The sequence below is a fragment of the Thermus parvatiensis genome (assembly GCF_001535545.1).
Lineage (GTDB): Bacteria > Deinococcota > Deinococci > Deinococcales > Thermaceae > Thermus > Thermus parvatiensis.
The window spans coordinates 1,293,185-1,312,038 of sequence record NZ_CP014141.1; the positions used below are offsets into that span (position 1 = coordinate 1,293,185).

Here is an 18,854-nt window from a genome sequence, read left to right on the forward strand (position 1 = left end):
CCTAGTGTAGCCCCCTTTGGGTGAGGCGGATTAGGGGAAGCAGTAGGTGGTGTCCGTCATCGCCCGGTCGGCCCGGAGGAGGCCGTAGCCCGTCTGGGGGTCGTAGTTGCCTCCATTGGCCGCAGTTTGGGTCAAGCAGAGGCGGATTTGGTCGGGGCTTGGCCCTCGGCCGTAGCGGGCGTAGTGCTTGGCCACGTAGAGCGCCGCCAAGGCGCTGGCTTGGGGCGCGGCAAAGGAAGTGCCAACCCACCTATAATCGTACTCGCCGAGGGTCTGGTAATAGGGGTAGTTCCGCCCTAGGGCTAAGGACCAGAGGATCTCAAGCGGGTTTCTGTTCCCCGCCGCCGCCAGCACCAGGTCCGTAGGCTGGGTGGAGTAGTTGGAGAAATCGGAACGAGTCCCGTCTAGCTTGGCGGAGCCCACGGCCAAAACCCCCGGGTAGGCCGCTGGGTAACGAAGCCCGTCCCTCCCGTCGTTCCCCGAAGCGGCCACGGGGAGGGTGCCTTTGAAGAGGGCGTAGTCCAGGGCCTGCTGCACTACCCCATCCAGGGGCGTGGGACTCCCCAGGCTAAGGTTGGCCACTGCGGCCCCCTGATCGGCGGCGTAGCGGAGGGCGCTCGCGAGGACGTCCGAAGTGGAGGAATAGCTCCCCTCCACCCAGTAGAAGACCTTGAGAGGGAGGACCTTCACCCGGTTCAGGCCCACCCCGGGAATCCCCCGGTTGTTGTCGGCCACGGCCGCCACCAGCCCCGCCACCCCCTGGCCGTGGTCAGGGTTGTCTTGGTCAGTATAAGCATACCCCTGGGGGGGCGGGGACGGGCTCAGGTCGTTGGGGCCCAGGCCGTCTGGGGTGAGGTTCCGCCCTGACAGAAAGTTGCCCTGAACATCAGGATGGTCTAGGTTGAAGGCAGTATCCAAAACGGCCACTATGGGGGTGCAGGGAAGGGTGCCTAGGCGATCCCAAGCCGCTTCAAGGTGGATAGCCCGATAGTAGGGTTGGAGCCTTGAAGCGTCCAGCATGCTTGCTGGGTATAGGGGATCGTTCGGCACGTAAAGAGGATCGTAAAGGTAGTTGGGCTGCACCCATCGTGCCCCGGCCCGGAGCAGGGCCTCTGCCTTCCCCCTTTCCTCCCCAGGGGCAACCCGTACACGAACGAAACCTCCGGGAATACCCTCTACAAGCCTTACCCCCTTCACGCGGTTGGCAAGACCCTGAGGGGTGATCCCCCCGGGCAGGATTAAAAGTTCCCCAGGCACGTGGGGGGCCGAGAAATCTCCCAAGCCCTGGGGCTCGTGCAAAAGGCTCTGGGAGACGAGGCCCTGGGGAGTTGGAACACAGGTGGACGGCGGAGGAGGTGGCGGGGGAGGCGGATTCTGGGGGCAGGCCGTGAGGAGAAGGGCCGTGGAGAGGAAAAGGGCCCCAAAGAGCAGGCGCTTCATGGCCTCCACTATACGCCGCACCCCCAGGCCCCGCCTTAAGCCTGGCCTAAGGTTTCCTCCACCCTCCGGGCGAGCTTCTCTAAGAAGCCAAAGAACATGGGCCCGTAGTGGGCGAGCTCGTCCCCGTCCGTGGCGGCCACGGGGAAGTCCCAGCCCCTTTCCCGGGCCAGGGCCCTCGCCTTCTCCAGGGGGTTCTTGCCCCAGGGCTTGGGCTCGTAGAGGAAGAGGTCCGGGGCCCTCCGCCTCACCTCCTCCAGGTCCGGCGTGAAGTAGGCCTGGGGCACGTCCAGGAAGATGGGCTTAAGGCCCAGGTGCAAAAGGGCCTGGGCGATGTAGCTTCCCCGGCCCACGGTGATGGGTCCGCCCAGGTCCATCTCAAAGTAGACCGTGAGGTCAAAGCGGCCCCGAAGGGCGGCGTAGCGGAGGGCGAGCTCGTGGGCGAGGGCGGTGGCCTTCTCCTCCAGGTCCAGGAGGTGGCCCAGGGTGGAGAGGTTTTCCAGGATGCCGTAAGGGCTCGTGGGGAGGGGCACGGCGTAGATGGGAAAGCCCTCCTCCTTGAGCCTAAGGGCCTGCCCCCGCTGGACCCCGGTGGAAAGGAGGACGAGGTCAGGCTTTAGGCTCCTCAGGAGCTCCAGGCGGGTCTTGGTGTAGGAGGCCACCACGGGGAGGGCGAGGACGGGGGCCGGGCGGTGGCAGAAGGCGCTCCGGCCCACGAGCCTGTCCCCAAGCCCCAGGGCAAAGAGGGCGTCGGTGAGGTTAGGGGCCAGGGAGACGATGCGCGAGAAGCGGTCGGGAAGCTCCAGGGGGCCTAAGAGTTCGTGGAAGAGCCTCATCGCCTGAGGTCCAGGGAGCGGGCGTGGCCCTCGAGGCCCTCCGCCCGGGCCAAAAGCGCCCCTTTCTTGGCGAGCTCCCGGGCCGCGGCCTCGGAAAGGCCCACCACCGGGATCACCTTCAGGAAGTCCCGCACCGCCAACCCCCCCTGGAAGCGGGCCGTCCCCGAGGTGGGCATGACGTGGCTGGGCCCGGCGATGTAGTCGCCCAAGGCCTCGGGGCTCCCCTCCCCCAGGAAGACCCCCCCGGCGTTCTGCACCTTCTCCAGCCAGGGGAGGGGGTCCGAGAGGGCGAGGGAGAGGTGCTCGGGGGCGTAGAGGTTGGCGAGGGCGAAGGCCTCCTCCAGGTCCTTGGTGAGGACGAGCCCGCCCTTCTCCAAGGCCTGGCGGGCCACCTCGGCCCGGGGGAGGTCCTGGAGCTGCCGGGAAAGCTCGGCCTCCACCCGTTCCAACAGGGCCCGGTCCGGGGAGAGGAGCCAGGGCTCGGAGTCGGGGCCGTGCTCCGCCTGGGCCAGGAGGTCGGCGGCGAGGAGCCTGGGGGAGGCGGAGCCGTCGGCGATGATCATGGTCTCCGTGGGGCCGGCGAGGCCGTCAATGCCCACGGTGCCGTAGACGAGCCTCTTCGCCGCCACCACGTAGCGGTTCCCCGGCCCCACGATCTTGTCCACCCGGGGGACGCGCCCCGTGCCGTAGGCCAGGGCGGCGATGGCCTGGGCCCCGCCCATGGCGAAGAGGCGGTCGGCCCCCGCCACCCAGGCGGCGGCCAGGACCCCGGGGTGGACCTTGGGGGGCTCGCCACGATCACCTCCCGCACCCCCGCCACCTTGGCCGGGACCACGGTCATGAGGAGGGTGGAGAGGAGGGGGGCGCTTCCCCCGGGGACGTAGACCCCCACCCGCTCCAGGGGGCGGACGAGCTGGGCCAGCACCCCGCCCACCTCGGCCCGGAGGAAGCCGCCCCGGGCCTCCTCGCGGTAGAAGGCCTCTATGCGCTCCCGGGCCGTCTCCAGGGCGTCCCTGAGGTCCTCGTCCAAGTCCTCGTAGGCCTCCCGCCAGGCCCGCTTGGGGACCTCCTCCACCGGGTAGCCGTCCAGGTCCCGGCTGAACCGGTCCAGGGCCTCGTCCCCTTCCTCCCGGACCGCCTCCAGGATGCCCCGCACGATCTCCTCCACCGTGGGGTCAAAGGAGAGGCCCCGGCGGGCGAAGCGGGCCCGCACCTCCTCGGCGGCGTAGATCATGCCCCCACTATACCAGCGCGGGAAACGGCTTCAGGGGCCTTCCGCCTCCAGGAGGACCGCCTCAAAGACGTGCCGGCCCACCTGCTGGGCCACGCGCACCAGGCGCCCTTCCTCCACCTGGACCAGGGAGAGGCCGGGGCGCAGGCGGTACTGCCGCCGCGCCTTCCCCTCCACTTCCACGTCGGGGAGGCGCTCCACGTAGACCCGGCCCCCGGGCATGGGGAAGCGGACCACCTCCCCGGGCTCGAGGGCGAGGCCCGGGAGGGCGAGAAAGAGGGAGAGGGGGTCGTGGTAGGGGGCGAGGTAGGGGTAGGCCAGGCTCTCCTTCCCCTGGCTCACCAGGACCACGCCCTCCTCCTCCAGGCGCTCCACGGTGAAGACGCGGACCTCCTTCCCCTCCACCCGCTCCTGGAAGCGGAGGGAGAAGCCCTCCGCGTCCAACTCCGTCTGCCAGCGCTGGCGCCCGGGGGGCAAGGGGGGGAGGAACTCGGCCTGGAGGCTGGCCCGCACCCCCCTTTTGCGCCGCTCCACCTCGAGGCGGCCCTCCCCCACGGGCCGGCCGGCGTAGTGGTAGGCGTAGCGGTAGACCTCCTTCATCTAGCGCACCTTGATGGTGAGGGGCGGGCCCGGCACCTCCAGGAGGTAGTCCACGGGCTCCCGCCCCGGCACTTGGATGCGGAGCCGATACACCCCGGGGACGGGGAAGCGCACCCGCCCCGGGGCCTCGAGGAGGAGGCTCCCGGGCTCAAGCCCCGCCCCCTCGGGGGCCTCCAGGACGTAGACCAGGGCCTTCTCCGTGGGGGGGTCGGTGCGGAACTCCATGGGGTAGTCCCGCGCCGCCCCTCCCTGGGGCCGGAAGAGGCCCATGTAGGCCCCGGCCGCCCCCAGGAGCAGAAGGAGGAAGAGGACGAGGCCCACCGCCCGCCGCCCTCCCCTCGAGGGCCGGGGCTCCACCACGGGAAAGGGCGGGTCCTCGGGCTCCTCAATGCGGATGACCCGGGGGCGGCTCGGCGTGGGCTCCTCCCGCGGCGGCCCGGGCGAAGCGGGCGGGGAGGCCTCCGCCGCCTCCACCTCCACGGGAAGCCGCCTGGCCTCGGCCTCCTTCTCCTTGGCCGCCTCGGGAGCGGGGGCCTCCTCCGGTGGAGGCGCCCAGAGGGCCTCCAGCCCCACCTCCCCCCGGGCGAGGCGCGCGAGGACCTCCCGCAAGGGGAACTCCTCCCACCTGGGCCCGGCGAGGAGGCGGGCGAGCTCCAAGAGGGCGGGAGCGGCCTCCCCCGCAAGGGCCTCGAGCCCCGGCCCCACGAGCCAGACGCTCCGCCCCTTCACCAGGACGAGCTCGGCCCGGGGGGCGTAGCGGATGCCCTGGGCCTCAAGCGCGGCGAGGCGCTTGGCGATCTCCCGCACCCAGTGGGCGAGGCGGTCGGGGTCTGCCACGCCCGCGTACTGGCTCAAGGGGACGGCCCCTAGGGGCCATTCCAGGACGAGGGCGTCCTCGAGGCGGTCCAGGACCTTGAGGCTCCCCTCCGCCTCCACGGGCTCGCCCTTCGCCCCCACGAGGACCATCACCGGCATCCCGGTCCGGGTGTCCTGGCCCTCGTAAACGGTCAGGGAAGCGAGGCGGGCCAAGGCCCGCCTTAGCCAGTAGGACCCGAGAAGCTCCATCCCTCCAAGTATACGCACCCCCCATGAGGGGATTTATAATCGGGGCGAGGCCGGGTCCCAGGACCCGAAAAGGAGGGGGCATGGAGTTCAAGGTGACGCTCACCACGGAAGAGATCGTTCGCGGGCTCAAGCACTACCGCCGCATCGCCAAGCAGGACGTGTTGCGGGCGCCGGAGACTCCCAACCCCGAGGTCTTCCGCCGCCACGCCGAGGCCCGGCGCGAGGTCTACGCCAAGCTGGCCGAGGTGGCGGAGCGCGAGGGCCCGGAGGCCGCCGTGGCCTACGCCCTGGAACTCTACCGCTCCTTGCCCTTCGTCACCGGGACGCCCGAGGACCAGTACCCCGAGATCAAGGGCCAGGAAAACGCCCTGGAGAACTTCTTCCTGATGATCGGCCTGGACCCCAAGGTCCGCCGCGAGGCCCGCAAGGCCCGCAAGCCCCTGCAATGACCCTGGAACTGCTTCAGGCCCAGGCGCAAAACTGCACCGCCTGCCGCCTCGCGGAGGGCCGGACCCGGGTGGTCTTCGGGGAGGGAAACCCGGACGCAAACCTCATGATCGTGGGGGAAGGCCCCGGGGAAGAAGAGGACAAGACGGGCCGCCCCTTCGTGGGCAAGGCGGGGCAGCTTCTAAACCGCATCCTGGAGGCGGCGGGGATTTCCAGGGAGGAGGTCTACATCACCAACATCGTCAAGTGCCGCCCCCCGCAAAACCGCGCCCCCCTTCCCGACGAGGCCAAGATCTGCACGGACAAGTGGCTCCTCAAGCAGATTGAGCTCATCGCCCCTCAGATCATCGTCCCCTTGGGGGCGGTGGCCGCCGAGTTCTTCCTGGGGGAGAAGGTCTCCATCACCAAGGTGCGGGGGAAGTGGTACGAGTGGCACGGGATCAAGGTCTTCCCCATGTTCCACCCCGCCTACCTCCTCAGGAACCCGAGCCGGGCCCCGGGAAGCCCCAAGCACCTCACCTGGCTGGACATTCAAGAGGTCAAGCGGGCCCTGGACGCCCTCCCCCCCAAGGAGCGGCGCCCGGTGAAGGCGGTGAGCCAGGAGCCCCTCTTTTAAGCGCCCTTCGCCCCCGTCCCCTGGGACGCTCTTACCGGGGGCGGGGTCCCGAGCCCAGGCAGGGCGCTTTCCCGGGGCTTCCGCCCCTGGGAGCGGTTTTGTAGGATGGCCTTGCCTCCGAGCCCGGAAAGACCCCCCGGGCCTTCCGGGCCGGGCCTTTGGGCCCCGGGGTGGCGGGGGCAACCCCGCCGCCTGCCGCGGTCGCAAAGGAGGTGCGCATGGGAAGACGCTTGGTGGCCCTTCTCCTCCTCTTCCTCCCCACCTTCGCCCAGAAAGCGGTGCGGGTGGTGGCGGCCTCGGACCTCCAGTACGCCCTCACCGAGGTCGCCCAGGCCTTTGAGCGGAAAACCCCTGGGGTGAAGGTGGAGCTCGTCTTCGGTTCCTCCGGAAAGCTCTACGCCCAGCTCATCCAGGGCCTCGAGGCCGACCTCTTCTTCTCCGCCGACAAGGCCTACCCCGAGCTTTTGGAGCGGAAAGGCCTCGCCGAACCCGGCACCCGGAAGCCCTACGCCGTCGGGCGGGTGGTCATCTGGGTGGACAAAAAGCTCGGCCTCAAGCCCGGCCCCGAGGCCCTGAAGGACCCGAGGGTGACCCAGCTCGCCCTCGCCAACCCCGTGCACGCCCCCTACGGCCGGGCCGCCGTCACCCTCCTGGAGCACCTGGGGCTTTTGCGGCGCAAGGACGTCCCCCTCCCCGGCCTGGCCAAGCCCTTCCCCCTCCTCTCCTGGGAGGAGATCCCCTGGGAAAGGCTCACCGGGGGGGTGGAGGCCTACTGGGACGCCACGCCCTTGCGCCAAGGGAAGCCCCGCTTCGCCTTCGTCTACGGGGAGAACATCTCTCAGACGGCCCAGCTCGCCCTCGCCGCCACCCGGGTGGGCCTCCTCGCCCTCTCCCTGGCGGTCCACGAAAGCCTCTCCGGGGCGGGAGCGTACTGGCTCGCCCCCCTCGGGAGCCACCTCCCTCTGGAGCAGGACTACCTCGTCCTCAAGGGGCGCGGCCGCCCCGAGGTCCTGGCCTTTCACGCTTACGTGGGAAGCCCCGAGGCCCGGGCCGTCTTCCGGCGCTACGGCTTCCTCCTTCCCGGGGAGTGATGGACCCCCTCTTCTGGGACGCCCTCTTCCTCTCCCTCCGGGTGGCCGCCTTGGCCTCGGGGATCCTCCTCCTTGCGGGCGCGCCCCTCGCCTGGCTCCTCGCCTTCCGCCGCTTTCCCGTGAAGGCGTTGCTGGAAGCGGTCTTCCTCCTTCCCCTTGTCCTGCCTCCTACTGTCCTGGGCTTCTACCTCCTCCTCTTCCTTGGGCCCGAGGGGCCGTGGGCGAGGCTCTTTGGGGCGTCCTGGGCCTTCCGCTTTGAGGGCCTGGTCCTCGCCAGCGTCCTCTTCAGCCTCCCCTTCGCCCTCACCGCCTACCGGGAGGCCTTCCTGGCCCTGGACCCGAACCTCCTGGAGGTGGCCCGCACCCTGGGGGTCCCCCGCCACCGGATCCTCGCCCGGGTGGTCCTCCCCCTGGTCTGGCCTGGCCTCCTCTCCGGCACCCTCCTCGCCTTCGCCCACACCCTGGGGGAGTTCGGGGTGGTCCTGATGGTGGGGGGCTCCATCCCGGGGAAGACCCAGATGGTGAGCATCTACCTCTACGACCTGGTCCAGGCGCTGCGCTTCGCCGAGGCGGTCCGGGCGAGCCTGGTCCTCCTCGGCCTAAGCCTCTTCCTCCTCGCCCTGGTGCGGGCCCTGGAAGGGAGGTGGCGCTCCTGGAGGTCCACTACCAGCTGAACCGGCCCGTTCGCCTCGAGGCCCGCTTCCAGGTGCGGGGCTTCACCGTGCTCCTAGGGCAAAGCGGGGCGGGCAAGACCAGCCTCCTCAAGGCCCTGGCGGGCCTCCTCCCCGCAGAGGGCACCCCCTTCGGCGGCCTTCCCCCGGAAAGGCGGCCCGTGGGCTATTTGCCCCAGGACCTCGCCCTCTTCCCCCACATGACCGCCTGGGAGAACGTGGCCTTTCCCCTAAAAGGCAGGGACCGGAAGGCGAGGGCCCTCGCCCTCCTCGGGCGGGTGGGCTTGCTGGAAGAGGCCCACAAGCGGCCGGGCGAGCTCTCCGGGGGCCAGAGGCAGCGGGTGGCCCTGGCCCGGGCGCTGGCGCGAAAGCCCGAACTCCTCCTCCTGGACGAGCCCACAAGCGCCCTGGACCCCCTGACCAAGCACCAGGTCCTGGCGGAACTCGCCGCCCTCATCCGCAAGGAGGGCCTGCCCACCCTGGCGGTGAGCCACGACCCGGAGCTTGCGGGCCTGGCCGACTGGCTGGTGGTCCTCGAGGGGGGCCGGATCCTCCAGGAAGGCCCCCCGGAGGAGGTCCTCGCCGCCCCGCGCACGGCGAGCGCGGCGCGGCTTCTGGGCTTTGAGAACCTCTTCCCCGCCCGGGTGGTGGAGGGCGGGGTGGAGGCGGAAGGCGTCCGCCTCCGCCTTCCCCTCCCCCCCTGGGCCCGGCCGGGAGGCCGGGTCTACGTGGGGGTGCGGGCGGCCGAGGTCATCGTGGTGCGGGAGGACCGCCCCCCACCCCCGGAAAACGTCCTGGAAGGCCTACTGGAAAGCCTCTACCCCCAGGGCCTGGCCTACCGGGGGCGCTTCCAGGGCCCCCTCGCCCTCACCCTCCTCCTCCCCCGGCACGTGCAGGCCAGGCTCCACCTCGCGCCCGGGAGGCGGATCAAGGTGGTCCTGAAGCCCCGCTACCTGCACCTGATGCCGGGCGAGGCAAAGGAGGGCCTCTAGGCTCAGGCCGAACTTCCGTGCAAGCCCCTGGAGGGCGAAGCGGGCCTGCCAGGGGGCGAGGCCCAGGGCCCGGCCCAAGGCGGAAGGCCTAGGCTCCACCCCCCGACCGAGGGCCTCCAGGACCCCGGCCTCCCGCCCGGTGAGCCGCAGGCCGAGCCGGCCGCGAAGCCCCTCGGCCAGGGTCTTGGGGTCGTCCTTGCGGGTGAGGAAGGCCCGCCGCCTGGGGTCGTAGACCCGCAGGCCCCACGGGGTGGGCCAGAAGAAGACCTCCCCCCGCTCCAGGTGGGCGAGGTCGGCCAGAGCAAGCCCCTCCGCCTCGCGCCAGGACACCGCCACGCCCGCCGCCCAAAGCGCCGGGGCGAGCCGGGCGTAAAGGGAAAGGTCGTCCGTCCACACCACCACGCGCACCGCGCACCTCCTTTCGTCCAAGGCCGAAAGTCCTCCGTCCTGGCCTTTAGGCGAGGAAGGGCGGGGCGCGCGGGGGGCCGGGAAGCGGGAAAGGCGGGGGAAAGCCCGCCCGGGCCTCCGGCCGGACCCTAAAGAAGGCCATGGGCCCCGGCGGGGCGGGCGGGTCCACGGGGGGGAGGCCCGGGGCGAGCTGGAGGCCGCAGAGGAGGCTGTGGTGCACCTCCTCTCCCGGGGCGCGGCAGTCCGCCTGGAGGGCGGGGTTCTGCCGCTCCATGAGGTAGAGCTGGAGGGCCACCCCGGTGGAGGCCACCAGGGTGAGGAGGACGTAAAGGGCGAGGAGCCCGAGCCTCTTCCACCCCGGCACGGCCTCAGGATACCAGGGCCCCCTTTCCCGTAAAGTGGAAGGGTATGACCGCTCGGGCCGTGCGGGGCACCAAGGATCTTTTCGGCAAGGAGCTCAGGATGCACCAGCGCATCGTGGCCACCGCCCGCAAGGTCTTGGAGGCGGCGGGGGCCCTGGAGCTCGTCACCCCCATCTTTGAGGAAACCCAGGTCTTTGAGAAGGGCGTGGGGGCGGCCACGGACATCGTGCGCAAGGAGATGTTCACCTTCCAGGACCGGGGCGGGCGCTCCCTAACCTTGCGCCCCGAGGGCACGGCCGCCATGGTCCGGGCCTACCTGGAGCACGGGATGAAGGTCTGGCCCCAGCCCGTGAGGCTCTGGATGGCGGGGCCCATGTTCCGGGCCGAGCGCCCCCAAAAGGGGCGGTACCGCCAGTTCCACCAGGTGAACTACGAGGCCTTGGGCTCGGAAAACCCCATCCTGGACGCCGAGGCCGTGGTCCTCCTCTACGAGTGCCTGAAGGAGCTCGGCCTTAGGCGCCTCAAGGTCAAGCTCTCCTCCGTGGGGGACCCCGAGGACCGGGCGCGCTACAACGCCTACCTAAAGGAGGTCCTCTCCCCCCACAAGGAGGCCCTCTCCGAGGACTCCAAGGAGCGCTTGGAGCTCAACCCCATGCGCATCCTGGACTCCAAAAGCGAGAAAGACCAGGCCCTCCTCAAGGAGCTCGGGGTGAGGCCCATGCTGGACTTCCTGGGGGAGGAGGCGAGGGCCCACCTCCACAAGGTGGAGCGCCACCTGGAAAGGCTTTCCGTCCCCTACGAGCTGGAGCCCGCCTTGGTGCGGGGGCTGGACTACTACGTGCGCACCGCCTTTGAGGTGCACCACGAGGAGATCGGAGCCCAGTCCGCCCTGGGAGGCGGGGGGCGGTACGACGGGCTTTCCGAGCTTCTGGGGGGCCCCGGGTGCCGGGAGTGGGGTTCGCCTTCGGGGTGGAGCGGGTGGCCCTGGCCCTCGAGGCCGAGGGCTTCGGCCTCCCCGAGGAGAAGGGCCCCGACCTCTACCTCATCCCCCTCACGGAGGAGGCGGTGGAGGAGGCCTTCTACCTGGCCGAGGCCCTGAGGCCCCGCCTCCGGGCCGAGTACGCCCTCGCCCCCAGGAAGCCGGCCAAGGGCCTGGAGGAGGCCCTGAAGCGGGGGGCGGCCTTCGCGGGCTTCCTGGGCGAGGACGAGCTCCGGGCGGGGGAGGTGACCCTGAAGAGGCTCGCCACCGGGGAGCAGGTGCGCTTAAGCCGGGAGGAGGTTCCGGGCTACCTCCTCCAGGCCCTCGGGTGAGAATCCGGTAAGCTTGGGAGGATTATGCGTCGCACCCACTACGCCGGAAGCCTGAGGGAAACCCACGTGGGCGAGGAGGTGGTCCTCGAGGGCTGGGTCAACCGCCGCCGCGACCTCGGGGGCCTCATCTTTTTAGACCTCAGGGACCGGGAGGGCCTGGTCCAGCTCGTGGCCCACCCCGCTAGCCCCGCCTACGCCACCGCCGAACGGGTGCGCCCCGAGTGGGTGGTGCGGGCCAAAGGCCTCGTGCGCCTCCGCCCCGAGCCCAACCCCCGCCTCGCCACGGGGCGGGTGGAGGTGGAGCTCTCTTCCCTCGAGGTCCTCGCCGAGGCCAAGACGCCCCCCTTCCCCGTGGACGCGGGCTGGCGGGGGGAGGAGGAGAAGGAGGCAAGTGAGGAGCTCCGCCTCAAGTACCGCTACCTGGACCTAAGAAGGCGGCGCATGCAGGAGAACCTGCGCCTGCGCCACCGGGTCATCAAGGCCATCTGGGACTTCCTGGACCGGGAGGGGTTCGTCCAGGTGGAAACCCCCTTTCTCACCAAAAGCACCCCGGAAGGGGCCCGGGACTTCCTGGTGCCCTACCGCCACGAGCCCGGCCTCTTCTACGCCCTGCCCCAGTCCCCCCAGCTCTTCAAGCAGATGCTGATGGTGGCGGGGCTGGACCGCTACTTCCAGATCGCCCGCTGCTTCCGGGACGAGGACCTCCGCGCCGACCGCCAGCCCGACTTCACCCAGCTGGACCTGGAGATGAGCTTCGTGGAGGTGGAGGACGTCCTGGAGCTCAACGAGCGCCTCATGGCCCACGTCTTCCGCGAGGCGTTGGGGGTGGAGCTTCCCCTCCCCTTCCCCCGGCTTTCCTACGAGGAGGCCATGGAGCGCTACGGCTCCGACAAGCCCGACCTCCGCTTCGGCCTGGAGCTCAAGGAGGTGGGCCCCCTCTTCCGCCAGGGGGACTTCCGGGTCTTCCGGGAGGCAGAAAGCGTCAAGGCCCTGGCCGCCCCCAAGGCCCTCTCCCGCAAGGAGATCGCCGAGCTGGAGGAGGTGGCCAAGCGCCACAAGGCCCAGGGCCTCGCCTGGGCCCGGGTGGAGGAGGGGGGGTTTTCCGGAGGTGTAGCCAAGTTTTTAGAACCCGTGCGGGAAGCTTTGCTCCAAGCCACGGAGGCCAGGCCCGGGGACACCCTCCTCTTCGTGGCGGGGCCCCGCAAGGTGGCGGCCACGGCCCTGGGGGCGGTGCGGCTTAGGGCGGCGGACCTCTTGGGCCTCAAGCGGGAGGGGTGGTCCTTCCTCTGGGTGGTGGACTTTCCCCTTTTGGAGTGGGACGAGGAGGAAGAGGCCTGGACCTACATGCACCACCCCTTCACGAGCCCCCACCCCGAGGACCTGCCCCTCCTGGAACAGGAGCCGGGGAGGGTGCGGGCCTTGGCCTACGACCTCGTCCTCAACGGGGTGGAGGTGGGCGGGGGGTCCATCCGCATCCACGACCCCAGGCTCCAGGCCCGGGTCTTCCGGCTTCTCGGCATCGGCGAGGAGGAGCAAAGGGAGAAGTTCGGGTTCTTCCTCGAGGCCCTGGAGTACGGGGCCCCGCCCCACGGGGGCATCGCCTGGGGGCTGGACCGCCTCCTCGCCCTCATGACGGGAAGCCCCTCCATCCGCGAGGTCATCGCCTTCCCCAAGAACAAGGAGGGCAAGGACCCCCTGACCGGAGCCCCGAGCCCCGTGCCCGAGGAGCAGCTTAGGGAGCTGGGGCTTCAGGTGATCCGCCATGGCTAGGATCCCCTACGTCCTGGTGGACGTCTTCGCCCCCGCCCCCGGGGCGGGCAACCGGGTGGCCGTGGTCCTGGACGCCCGGGGGATGTCCCCGGAGGAGATGCGGGCGGTGGCCCAAAGCCTGGGGACGGCCGAGGCCGCCTTCCTCCTGGAGCGCACCGGCTTGGCCCTCTCCGTCCGCTTCTTCACCCCGGGGGGGAGGTGGAGTTCTCCGGGCACGCCGCCGTGGCCGTGGGCCTCACCGCGGCCCGCACCGGCCTGATGCCGGAAGGGACGACGCGCCTTTACCTCCACACGCCCACGGAGGTGCTGCCCGTGGAGCTCGTCTTGGAAGCGGGAGAACCCCGCAAGGCCTGGGTCAGAGGCCCCGCCCCCCGGTTCCGTGACCTTCCCCCCTACCGGGCCCTGAGGGAGGTCCTCGAGGCCCTGGGCTCCGACGAGCGCTACCTCCACCGGGGCCTCCCCTACGGGGTGGCCTTCACCGGGCTTTGGAGCCTTTTTGTGCCCCTCATCGCCCCCGGGGTGGTGGACGCCCTGGAACCGGAGATGGAACGGCTCAAGGCGCTCTGCTTCCGGCTGGACGTGGCCACGATCCACGCCTACGCCCCCATGGGGCCGAGGAGCTTCTACGCCCGGGATTTCGCCCCCCTCCTCGGCATCCCCGAGGACCCGGTCACGGGCTCGGCCAACGCCGCCTTGGGGGCCCTCCTCGCCCGGGCCGGGGTCGTGCCTAGGCGGGAAGGAAAGGTCCTCCTCACCGTCTACCAGGGGCACCACCTAGGCAACCCGGGGGTGGTGGAGGTCCAGGTGGAGTACAGCCCCACGGGCGAGCCCTACAGCGTCCAGATCGGGGGCGAGGCGGTGATCGTCCAGACGGGGGAGGTTTGAGCGCGGGGAAGCCCATGGTCCGCCTGGTCTTCGTGGACGTGGACGGCACCCTGGTGGGCCGGGAGGGGGTGCCCCCCTGCGTCTGGCCCGAGGTGGAGGCCCTGAAGGCCCTGGGGGTCCGCTTCGCCCTGGTCACGGGCCGGCCCGGCCGGGGAGAGGCCCTCCTCCTCGCCCGGAGGCTCGCCCCCACGGGCCTCCACGTTTACGAGTCGGGGGCCGTGGTCCTGGCCTTGGAAGAGGACCTCCACGAGCCCCCCGCGAGGCCCTTCCACGTGGAGGCCCTGCCGGAGGAAGCGGCCCGGGAGGCCGTCCGGCTCGCCCGCAGGCTCGCCCTTCCCCTCGAGGGCTACACGGCGGACGGGGGCTTCTTCGTGGAAGGGGATAGCCCCCTCCTCGAGGCCCACCAGCGCCTCCTCGGGGTGGAGGCGGAAGGGGCCGACCTCCTCCGCCTTTCCTCCCCCCTGGTGCGCCTCCAGGTCCTGGCCGAGGGGGAAGCCCCCGTGGAGCGGCTTCTGGAGGCGCTTCCCCCGGGACTTCAGGCCCACGTGGCGGAAAGCCCCAAGATGCCGGGGGTCCGCTTCGTCTCCCTCACCAAGGAGGGCGTGAGCAAGCTCAGCGCCGCCCGGCTTGTGGCCGAGGCCTACGGCCTCCCCCTGTCGGAGTGCGCCATGGTGGGAGACGGGGAGAACGACCTGGAGCTCCTCCGGGCCGTGGGGGTGGGGATCGCCATGGGGAACGCTCCCCCCTCGGTGAAGCGGGCGGCCCAAAGGGTGGTCGCCCCCGTGGAGGCCTGCGGCCTGGCCGAGGCCCTCCGCCTCCTCCGGGGTTAGGAAAGGCCCTCACGGAAGGCCCAAGGGGATAAACGCCCGGCAAACGCGTAGACTGGGAGGGGTATGCGCGTCTTCATTGACGAGATCGCCCGCCACGTGGACCAGGAGGTGGAACTCAGGGGCTGGCTCTACCAGAGGCGCTCCAAGGGCAAGATCCACTTCCTCATCCTCCGGGACGGCACCGGCTTCCTCCAGGCCACGGTGGTCCAGGGGGAGGTGCCGGAGGCGGTCTTCCGGGAAGCGGACCACCTCCCCCAGGAAACCGCCCTAAGGGTGTGGGGCCGGGTGCGGGAGGACCGGAGGGCCCCGGGGGGGTTTGAGCTCGCCGTGCGGGGCCTCGAGGTGGTGAGCCGCCCCCAGGGGGAGTACCCCATCGGCCCCAAGGAGCACGGCATTGACTTCCTCATGGACTACCGCCACCTCTGGCTCCGCCACCGCCGCCCCTTCGCCGTGATGCGCATCCGCGACGAGCTGGAAAGGGCCATCCACGAGTTCTTCGGGGAAAGGGGCTTCCTCCGCTTTGACGCCCCCATCCTCACCCCAAGCGCCGTGGAGGGCACCACGGAGCTCTTTGAGGTGGAGCTCTTTGACGGGGAGAAGGCCTACCTCTCCCAGTCGGGGCAGCTTTACGCCGAGGCGGGAGCTTTGGCCTTCGCCAAGGTCTACACCTTCGGCCCCACCTTCCGGGCGGAGCGCTCCAAGACGCGGCGCCACCTCTTGGAGTTCTGGATGGTGGAGCCCGAGGTGGCCTTCATGACCCACGAGGAGAACATGGCCCTCCAGGAGGAATTGGTGCGCTACCTCGTAGCCCGGGTGCTGGAACGGCGCGCCAAGGAGCTGGAGATGCTCGGGCGGGACCCCAAGGCCTTGGAACCCGCCGCGGAAGGGAACTACCCCCGCCTCACCTACAAGGAGGCGGTAGCCCTGGTGAACCGCCTGGCGGAGCAAGACCCCGAGGTACCCCCCCTTCCCTACGGCGAGGACTTCGGCGCCCCCCACGAGGCCGCCCTAAGCCGGCAGTTTGACCGCCCGGTCTTCGTGGAGCGCTACCCCGCAAAGATCAAGGCATTCTACATGGAGCCGGACCCCGAAGACCCCGAGCTCGTCTTAAACGACGACCTCCTCGCCCCCGAGGGCTACGGGGAGATCATCGGGGGCAGCCAGAGGATCCACGATCTGGAGCTCCTTAAGCGCAAGATCCGGGAGTTCGGCCTCCCCGAGGAGGTTTACGACTGGTACCTGGACCTCCGCCGCTTCGGCAGCGTCCCCCACTCGGGGTTCGGCCTGGGCCTCGAGCGCACTGTGGCCTGGATCTGCGGCCTAAGCCACGTACGGGAAGCCATCCCCTTCCCCCGAATGTACACCCGCATGCGCCCCTAGGTTCGGCATAGCGGAACACACCCCCTGGCTCTTGACAGCCACGGGGGTTTTGTGTTCTCCAGCGCTACCCTTCCTGTTGCTGCAACTTGCAGGGCTTATCCTGGCGATGCTCTTCCCTGGGCTCGCCACCTGGCTACCCAGCCTGGTTTACGGGCACTAGGCCCCGGCCAGTTCCAAGAAGTAGCGGTGAACCCTTAGGTCCTGGGTAAGCTCGGGGTGGAAGCTGCTGGCGAGAACCTTCCCCTGCCGCACCAAGACGGGGAAGCCGGAAAGCTCGGCCAGCACCTCCACCCCCTCCCCCAGGCGGCGAAAGAGGGGGGCGCGGATGAAGACCCCGTGGAAGGGCTCGGAAAAGCCCCGGATGAAGAGGTCCTCTTCAAAGCTCTCCACCTGGCGGCCAAAAGCGTTCCGCTCCACCGCCACGTCCAAGACACCCAGGCGGGGTTGCTCGGGGTAGCCTAGGATCTCCCGGGCAAGCCATATGGCCCCGGCGCAGGTGCCGAAGAGGGCCAGGGAACCCTCTTCCACCCGCTTGCGCACCTCGTCCTCGATTCCGTATTCCCGGGCCAGCTTGCCGATGGTGGTGGACTCGCCCCCAGGCACGATGAGGGCTTTTAGGCCCTCTAAGTGCTCGGGCTTGCGCACCTCCTTGGCCTCCACCCCAAGCCGCCTGAGGGCCTCCTTGTGCTCGCGGAAATCGCCTTGTAGGGCCAAAACGCCAACCACGCCCCTCATCCTGGACTTAGGCTCCCGCCCTGTCAAGGGAAGCCCCCCGCCAGAAGGGAAGCGGAGGGCACCCCCACCTTGGCCTCACTCGCAAGGAACTGCTCCAGAAGCCTGGGATACCTGCGCCTGGGCATGGGTCAACTATACTCTGCTCCTCAGGAGGCGCAAGCTGTTCGCCGTCACCAGCACCAAAGCCCCGCTGTCGGCCAGGACCGCAGCCCAAAGCCCCGTAAGCCCCAGGAGGGTGCTCAGGAGGAAAACCCCCTTAAGGCCCACCGCCAGGGCGATGTTTTGCCGCACCACGGCCATGGTCATGCGGCTTAAGCGGAAGGCCCGGGGCAAGGCGGCAAGGCTCAGAAGCCCCACGTCTGCACTCTGCAGGGCCACTTCCGTGCCCTCGGCCACGGCAAGCCCTACCGTGGCCTTGGCCAGGGCTGGGGCGTCGTTCACCCCATCCCCCACCATGGCCACGCCACCCCTACCTGCCAACTCCTCCACCAGGCGGAGCTTGTCCACGGGAGAAAGGCCAGCCCGGATTTCCTCAGGAAAAAGCCCTATGGCCGTGCCCAAAGCCAAAGCAGAGGTCTCCCGGTCGCCGGTAAGCAGGAGGGGCTTAAGGCCCAGTCGGCGCAGTTCGGCCAAGACTTCCCGGGCCTCGAGGCGGGGGGTATCCTGGAAGGCCAAGAGGGCCAAGGGAACCCCCTCCCTAACCAAGAGGGAAAGGCTGAAGCCTTCCTCCGCCAAGGCCTTCACCTGGGCCTCTACTTCCGGGGGCAGGTCCCAGGCCTCGGGCCGCACCAAACCCACCTCCTTCCCCTCCACCCGAGCGAAGGCCCCGAGGCCCGGCACCGCCCGATGCTCCTCCGAGGGCAAGGCCTTGGGGCCCGAAGCCTCCCGCACCGCCCGGGCTAAGGGGTGGGAGGAACCCTCCGCCACCCCCTTCGCCAGGGCCAAGGCCTCCTCCGTCGAAACCCCAAAGGTAACCACCCGCACCAGCGTGGGCTTTCCCAGGGTCAGGGTTCCCGTCTTGTCCAAAGCCACGTAGCGAACCCCAGCCAAGCGCTCCAGGGCCGCCCCGCTCTTAAAGAGCACCCCCGCCCTGGCTCCCCGGCCCACCCCTGCGGCGATGGCCGCAGGCACCGACACCACCAGAGCGCAGGGACAGGCGATGAGGATAAGGCCCAAGGCCTTGTAGACATGCCCCAGGAAATCCCCCCGGAAAAGGGGAAGGACCAGGCCCACGAAGCCTGCCAGGGCCAGGACCGCCGGGGTGTAGCGGCGGCTAAAGGCATCCACCACCCGCTCCGCCTGGCTCTTCTTAAGCAAGGCCTCCTCCGCCAGGCGTTCCATCTCCGCCAGGAAGCCCTCCTCGGGATGGCGCTCCACCTTTACCACCAAGCTCCCCTCCTGCACCAGACTGCCCCCGTAAACCCGGTCCCCTATCCCCTTGGGCCTAGGCAAGGGCTCCCCGGTGAAGGCGGCCTCCTCCACGGAAGCCTGTCCAGACACCACCACCCCGTCGGCCGGTACCCGCTCCCCCGGGGGCACCCTCACCAGGTCCCCCACCCTCAAGGCCTTAAGGGGCACCTCCTCCACCCCACCCTCCTTCAGGCGGTAGGCCCGCCTGGGAAGAAGCTCGGAAAGGGCGTAAAGGGACCTGCGGGCCTGGGCCACGCTATAAGCCTCCAGCACCTCCCCCACGAGGAAGAGGAAGACCACCAGCGCCGCCTCGGCCTCCGCCCCGATGAGCATGGCTCCCAGGGTAGCCAGCGTAACCAGGGTTTGCATGCTGAAGGGGTTTTGCCGGAACGTAGCCACCGCACGACGAGCCAGGGGGAAAACCCCTATCAAGGCCGCCAGCCGATAGCCCCAAGGGGCTAGGCCGGGGAGGAAGAGCGAAGCCAAAAAGGCCGCCAGGAGAAGCCCTCCGGAAACCAAGGCCCAGCGCCAGGGCCCAGGTAACCCCCCTTTCTCCTTCCCTTCCGGACGGAGGCGGTACCCCAGAGCAGAAAGGGCCCGGGCGGCCTCCTCCTCCGCCTGGGGGACCTCCAGTTGGAGGTAGGCCTTGCCGCTTTGGAAGCTCACCTCCGCCTTGACCACCCCAGGGACCCGGTTCAGGGCATCTTCCACCTTCCTGGCGCAATCGGCGCAGTCCATGCCCTCCACACGAAAAACGCGCACCTTAGGAGCCTCCAT

The 18,854-nt window shown here is 69.9% G+C and carries 15 protein-coding genes, 3 pseudogenes and 1 riboswitch; of the genes and pseudogenes, 10 read left to right on the plus strand and 8 right to left on the minus strand.

Annotated features, from left to right (window positions below):
* Positions 1 to 30 precede the first annotated feature (30 nt).
* From AV541_RS07080 to AV541_RS07100, 5 genes and pseudogenes are all read right to left on the minus strand, one after another.
* Complete coding sequence (locus tag AV541_RS07080) at positions 31 to 1,440, minus strand: S8 family peptidase (protein ID WP_060384840.1); 1,410 nt, start codon at positions 1,438 to 1,440, stop codon at positions 31 to 33.
* 35 nt (positions 1,441 to 1,475) lie between these two features.
* Positions 1,476 to 2,273, minus strand: coding sequence for a helical backbone metal receptor (locus tag AV541_RS07085; protein ID WP_060384581.1), 798 nt, complete (start codon positions 2,271 to 2,273; stop codon positions 1,476 to 1,478).
* Positions 2,270 to 3,507 (minus strand): annotated as a pseudogene (gene hisD, locus AV541_RS07090) (histidinol dehydrogenase). Before hisD ends, AV541_RS07085 begins: the two are co-directional and overlap by 4 nt.
* A gap of 30 nt (positions 3,508 to 3,537) precedes the next feature.
* The gene (locus AV541_RS07095) at positions 3,538 to 4,104 is read right to left on the minus strand and encodes a DUF3108 domain-containing protein (protein ID WP_060384582.1); all 567 of its coding nucleotides are present in this window, start codon (positions 4,102 to 4,104) and stop codon (positions 3,538 to 3,540) included.
* A complete protein-coding gene (locus tag AV541_RS07100) occupies positions 4,105 to 5,169 on the minus strand; it encodes a hypothetical protein (RefSeq protein ID WP_060384583.1) in 1,065 nt (354 codons plus the stop codon).
* A gap of 80 nt (positions 5,170 to 5,249) precedes the next feature.
* On the opposite strand from AV541_RS07100, the gene AV541_RS07105 reads away from it, so the two are divergent.
* The 5 genes from AV541_RS07105 to AV541_RS07125 all read left to right on the plus strand — a co-directional run bounded on the left by AV541_RS07105 (position 5,250) and on the right by AV541_RS07125 (position 8,986).
* Positions 5,250 to 5,618, plus strand: a complete 369-nt coding sequence (locus tag AV541_RS07105; protein ID WP_008632112.1) for a hypothetical protein — start codon at positions 5,250 to 5,252, stop codon at positions 5,616 to 5,618.
* Positions 5,615 to 6,232 (plus strand): uracil-DNA glycosylase, encoded by a 618-nt coding sequence (locus AV541_RS07110; RefSeq protein WP_060384584.1) that lies wholly within the window; start codon positions 5,615 to 5,617, stop codon positions 6,230 to 6,232. The genes AV541_RS07105 and AV541_RS07110 overlap by 4 nt, the downstream gene beginning before the upstream one ends.
* Positions 6,233 to 6,335: 103 nt before the next feature.
* Positions 6,336 to 6,460: riboswitch (molybdenum cofactor riboswitch) on the plus strand.
* The gene (modA, locus tag AV541_RS07115; RefSeq protein WP_060384585.1) at positions 6,451 to 7,323 is read left to right on the plus strand and encodes a molybdate ABC transporter substrate-binding protein; all 873 of its coding nucleotides are present in this window, start codon (positions 6,451 to 6,453) and stop codon (positions 7,321 to 7,323) included. It overlaps the preceding riboswitch by 10 nt.
* On the plus strand, positions 7,323 to 7,997 hold the full coding sequence (gene modB / locus AV541_RS07120) for a molybdate ABC transporter permease subunit (protein ID WP_060384586.1): 675 nt from the start codon (positions 7,323 to 7,325) through the stop codon (positions 7,995 to 7,997). The genes modA and modB overlap by 1 nt, the downstream gene beginning before the upstream one ends.
* Positions 7,967 to 8,986: an ABC transporter ATP-binding protein gene (locus AV541_RS07125; RefSeq protein WP_082709658.1), complete on the plus strand. Its 1,020-nt coding sequence runs from the start codon at positions 7,967 to 7,969 to the stop codon at positions 8,984 to 8,986. The genes modB and AV541_RS07125 overlap by 31 nt, the downstream gene beginning before the upstream one ends.
* A 454-nt stretch (positions 8,987 to 9,440) precedes the next feature.
* Here AV541_RS07125 and AV541_RS07130 read toward each other — a convergent pair whose 3' ends face one another.
* Positions 9,441 to 9,758 (minus strand): hypothetical protein, encoded by a 318-nt coding sequence (locus AV541_RS07130; protein WP_008632105.1) that lies wholly within the window; start codon positions 9,756 to 9,758, stop codon positions 9,441 to 9,443.
* Positions 9,759 to 9,802: 44 nt separating this feature from the next.
* Here AV541_RS07130 and hisS point away from each other — a divergent pair.
* The 5 genes and pseudogenes from hisS to asnS all read left to right on the plus strand — a co-directional run bounded on the left by hisS (position 9,803) and on the right by asnS (position 15,932).
* Positions 9,803 to 11,067 (plus strand): annotated as a pseudogene (gene hisS / locus AV541_RS07135) (histidine--tRNA ligase).
* Positions 11,068 to 11,091: 24 nt separating this feature from the next.
* Complete coding sequence (gene aspS / locus AV541_RS07140; protein WP_060384587.1) at positions 11,092 to 12,837, plus strand: aspartate--tRNA ligase; 1,746 nt, start codon at positions 11,092 to 11,094, stop codon at positions 12,835 to 12,837.
* Positions 12,830 to 13,722: pseudogene (locus tag AV541_RS07145) on the plus strand (PhzF family phenazine biosynthesis protein). The gene aspS and the pseudogene AV541_RS07145 overlap by 8 nt, the downstream one beginning before the upstream one ends.
* Positions 13,723 to 13,736: 14 nt before the next feature.
* Positions 13,737 to 14,552: an HAD family hydrolase gene (locus AV541_RS07150; protein ID WP_008632098.1), complete on the plus strand. Its 816-nt coding sequence runs from the start codon at positions 13,737 to 13,739 to the stop codon at positions 14,550 to 14,552.
* Positions 14,553 to 14,615: 63 nt separating this feature from the next.
* Positions 14,616 to 15,932 carry an asparagine--tRNA ligase gene (gene asnS, locus AV541_RS07155; RefSeq protein ID WP_060384588.1) on the plus strand — a complete coding sequence of 439 codons (1,317 nt, stop codon included), beginning with the start codon at positions 14,616 to 14,618 and terminating at the stop codon, positions 15,930 to 15,932.
* A 156-nt stretch (positions 15,933 to 16,088) separates the two neighbouring features.
* Here asnS and pdxT read toward each other — a convergent pair whose 3' ends face one another.
* A complete protein-coding gene (pdxT, locus tag AV541_RS07160; RefSeq protein ID WP_060384589.1) occupies positions 16,089 to 16,667 on the minus strand; it encodes a pyridoxal 5'-phosphate synthase glutaminase subunit PdxT in 579 nt (192 codons plus the stop codon).
* 132 nt (positions 16,668 to 16,799) lie between these two features.
* On the minus strand, positions 16,800 to 18,854 hold the full coding sequence (locus tag AV541_RS07165) for a heavy metal translocating P-type ATPase (protein WP_060384590.1): 2,055 nt from the start codon (positions 18,852 to 18,854) through the stop codon (positions 16,800 to 16,802).

What these genes read in the sequence shown, in the direction of transcription:
- AV541_RS07105 (WP_008632112.1), top strand. Translation starts at nt 5,250, where the DNA reads ATGGAGTTCAAGGTGACGCTCACCACGGAAGAGATCGTTCGCGGGCTC.
- modB (WP_060384586.1), top strand. Translation starts at nt 7,323, where the DNA reads ATGGACCCCCTCTTCTGGGACGCCCTCTTCCTCTCCCTCCGGGTGGCC.
- AV541_RS07150 (WP_008632098.1), top strand. Translation starts at nt 13,737, where the DNA reads ATGGTCCGCCTGGTCTTCGTGGACGTGGACGGCACCCTGGTGGGCCGG.
- AV541_RS07085 (WP_060384581.1), bottom strand. Translation starts at nt 2,273, where the DNA reads ATGAGGCTCTTCCACGAACTCTTAGGCCCCCTGGAGCTTCCCGACCGC.
- AV541_RS07165 (WP_060384590.1), bottom strand. Translation starts at nt 18,854, where the DNA reads ATGGAGGCTCCTAAGGTGCGCGTTTTTCGTGTGGAGGGCATGGACTGC.
- AV541_RS07110 (WP_060384584.1), top strand. Translation starts at nt 5,615, where the DNA reads ATGACCCTGGAACTGCTTCAGGCCCAGGCGCAAAACTGCACCGCCTGC.
- pdxT (WP_060384589.1), bottom strand. Translation starts at nt 16,667, where the DNA reads ATGAGGGGCGTGGTTGGCGTTTTGGCCCTACAAGGCGATTTCCGCGAG.
- modA (WP_060384585.1), top strand. Translation starts at nt 6,451, where the DNA reads ATGGGAAGACGCTTGGTGGCCCTTCTCCTCCTCTTCCTCCCCACCTTC.
- AV541_RS07095 (WP_060384582.1), bottom strand. Translation starts at nt 4,104, where the DNA reads ATGAAGGAGGTCTACCGCTACGCCTACCACTACGCCGGCCGGCCCGTG.
- AV541_RS07100 (WP_060384583.1), bottom strand. Translation starts at nt 5,169, where the DNA reads ATGGAGCTTCTCGGGTCCTACTGGCTAAGGCGGGCCTTGGCCCGCCTC.
- AV541_RS07080 (WP_060384840.1), bottom strand. Translation starts at nt 1,440, where the DNA reads ATGAAGCGCCTGCTCTTTGGGGCCCTTTTCCTCTCCACGGCCCTTCTC.
- aspS (WP_060384587.1), top strand. Translation starts at nt 11,092, where the DNA reads ATGCGTCGCACCCACTACGCCGGAAGCCTGAGGGAAACCCACGTGGGC.
- asnS (WP_060384588.1), top strand. Translation starts at nt 14,616, where the DNA reads ATGCGCGTCTTCATTGACGAGATCGCCCGCCACGTGGACCAGGAGGTG.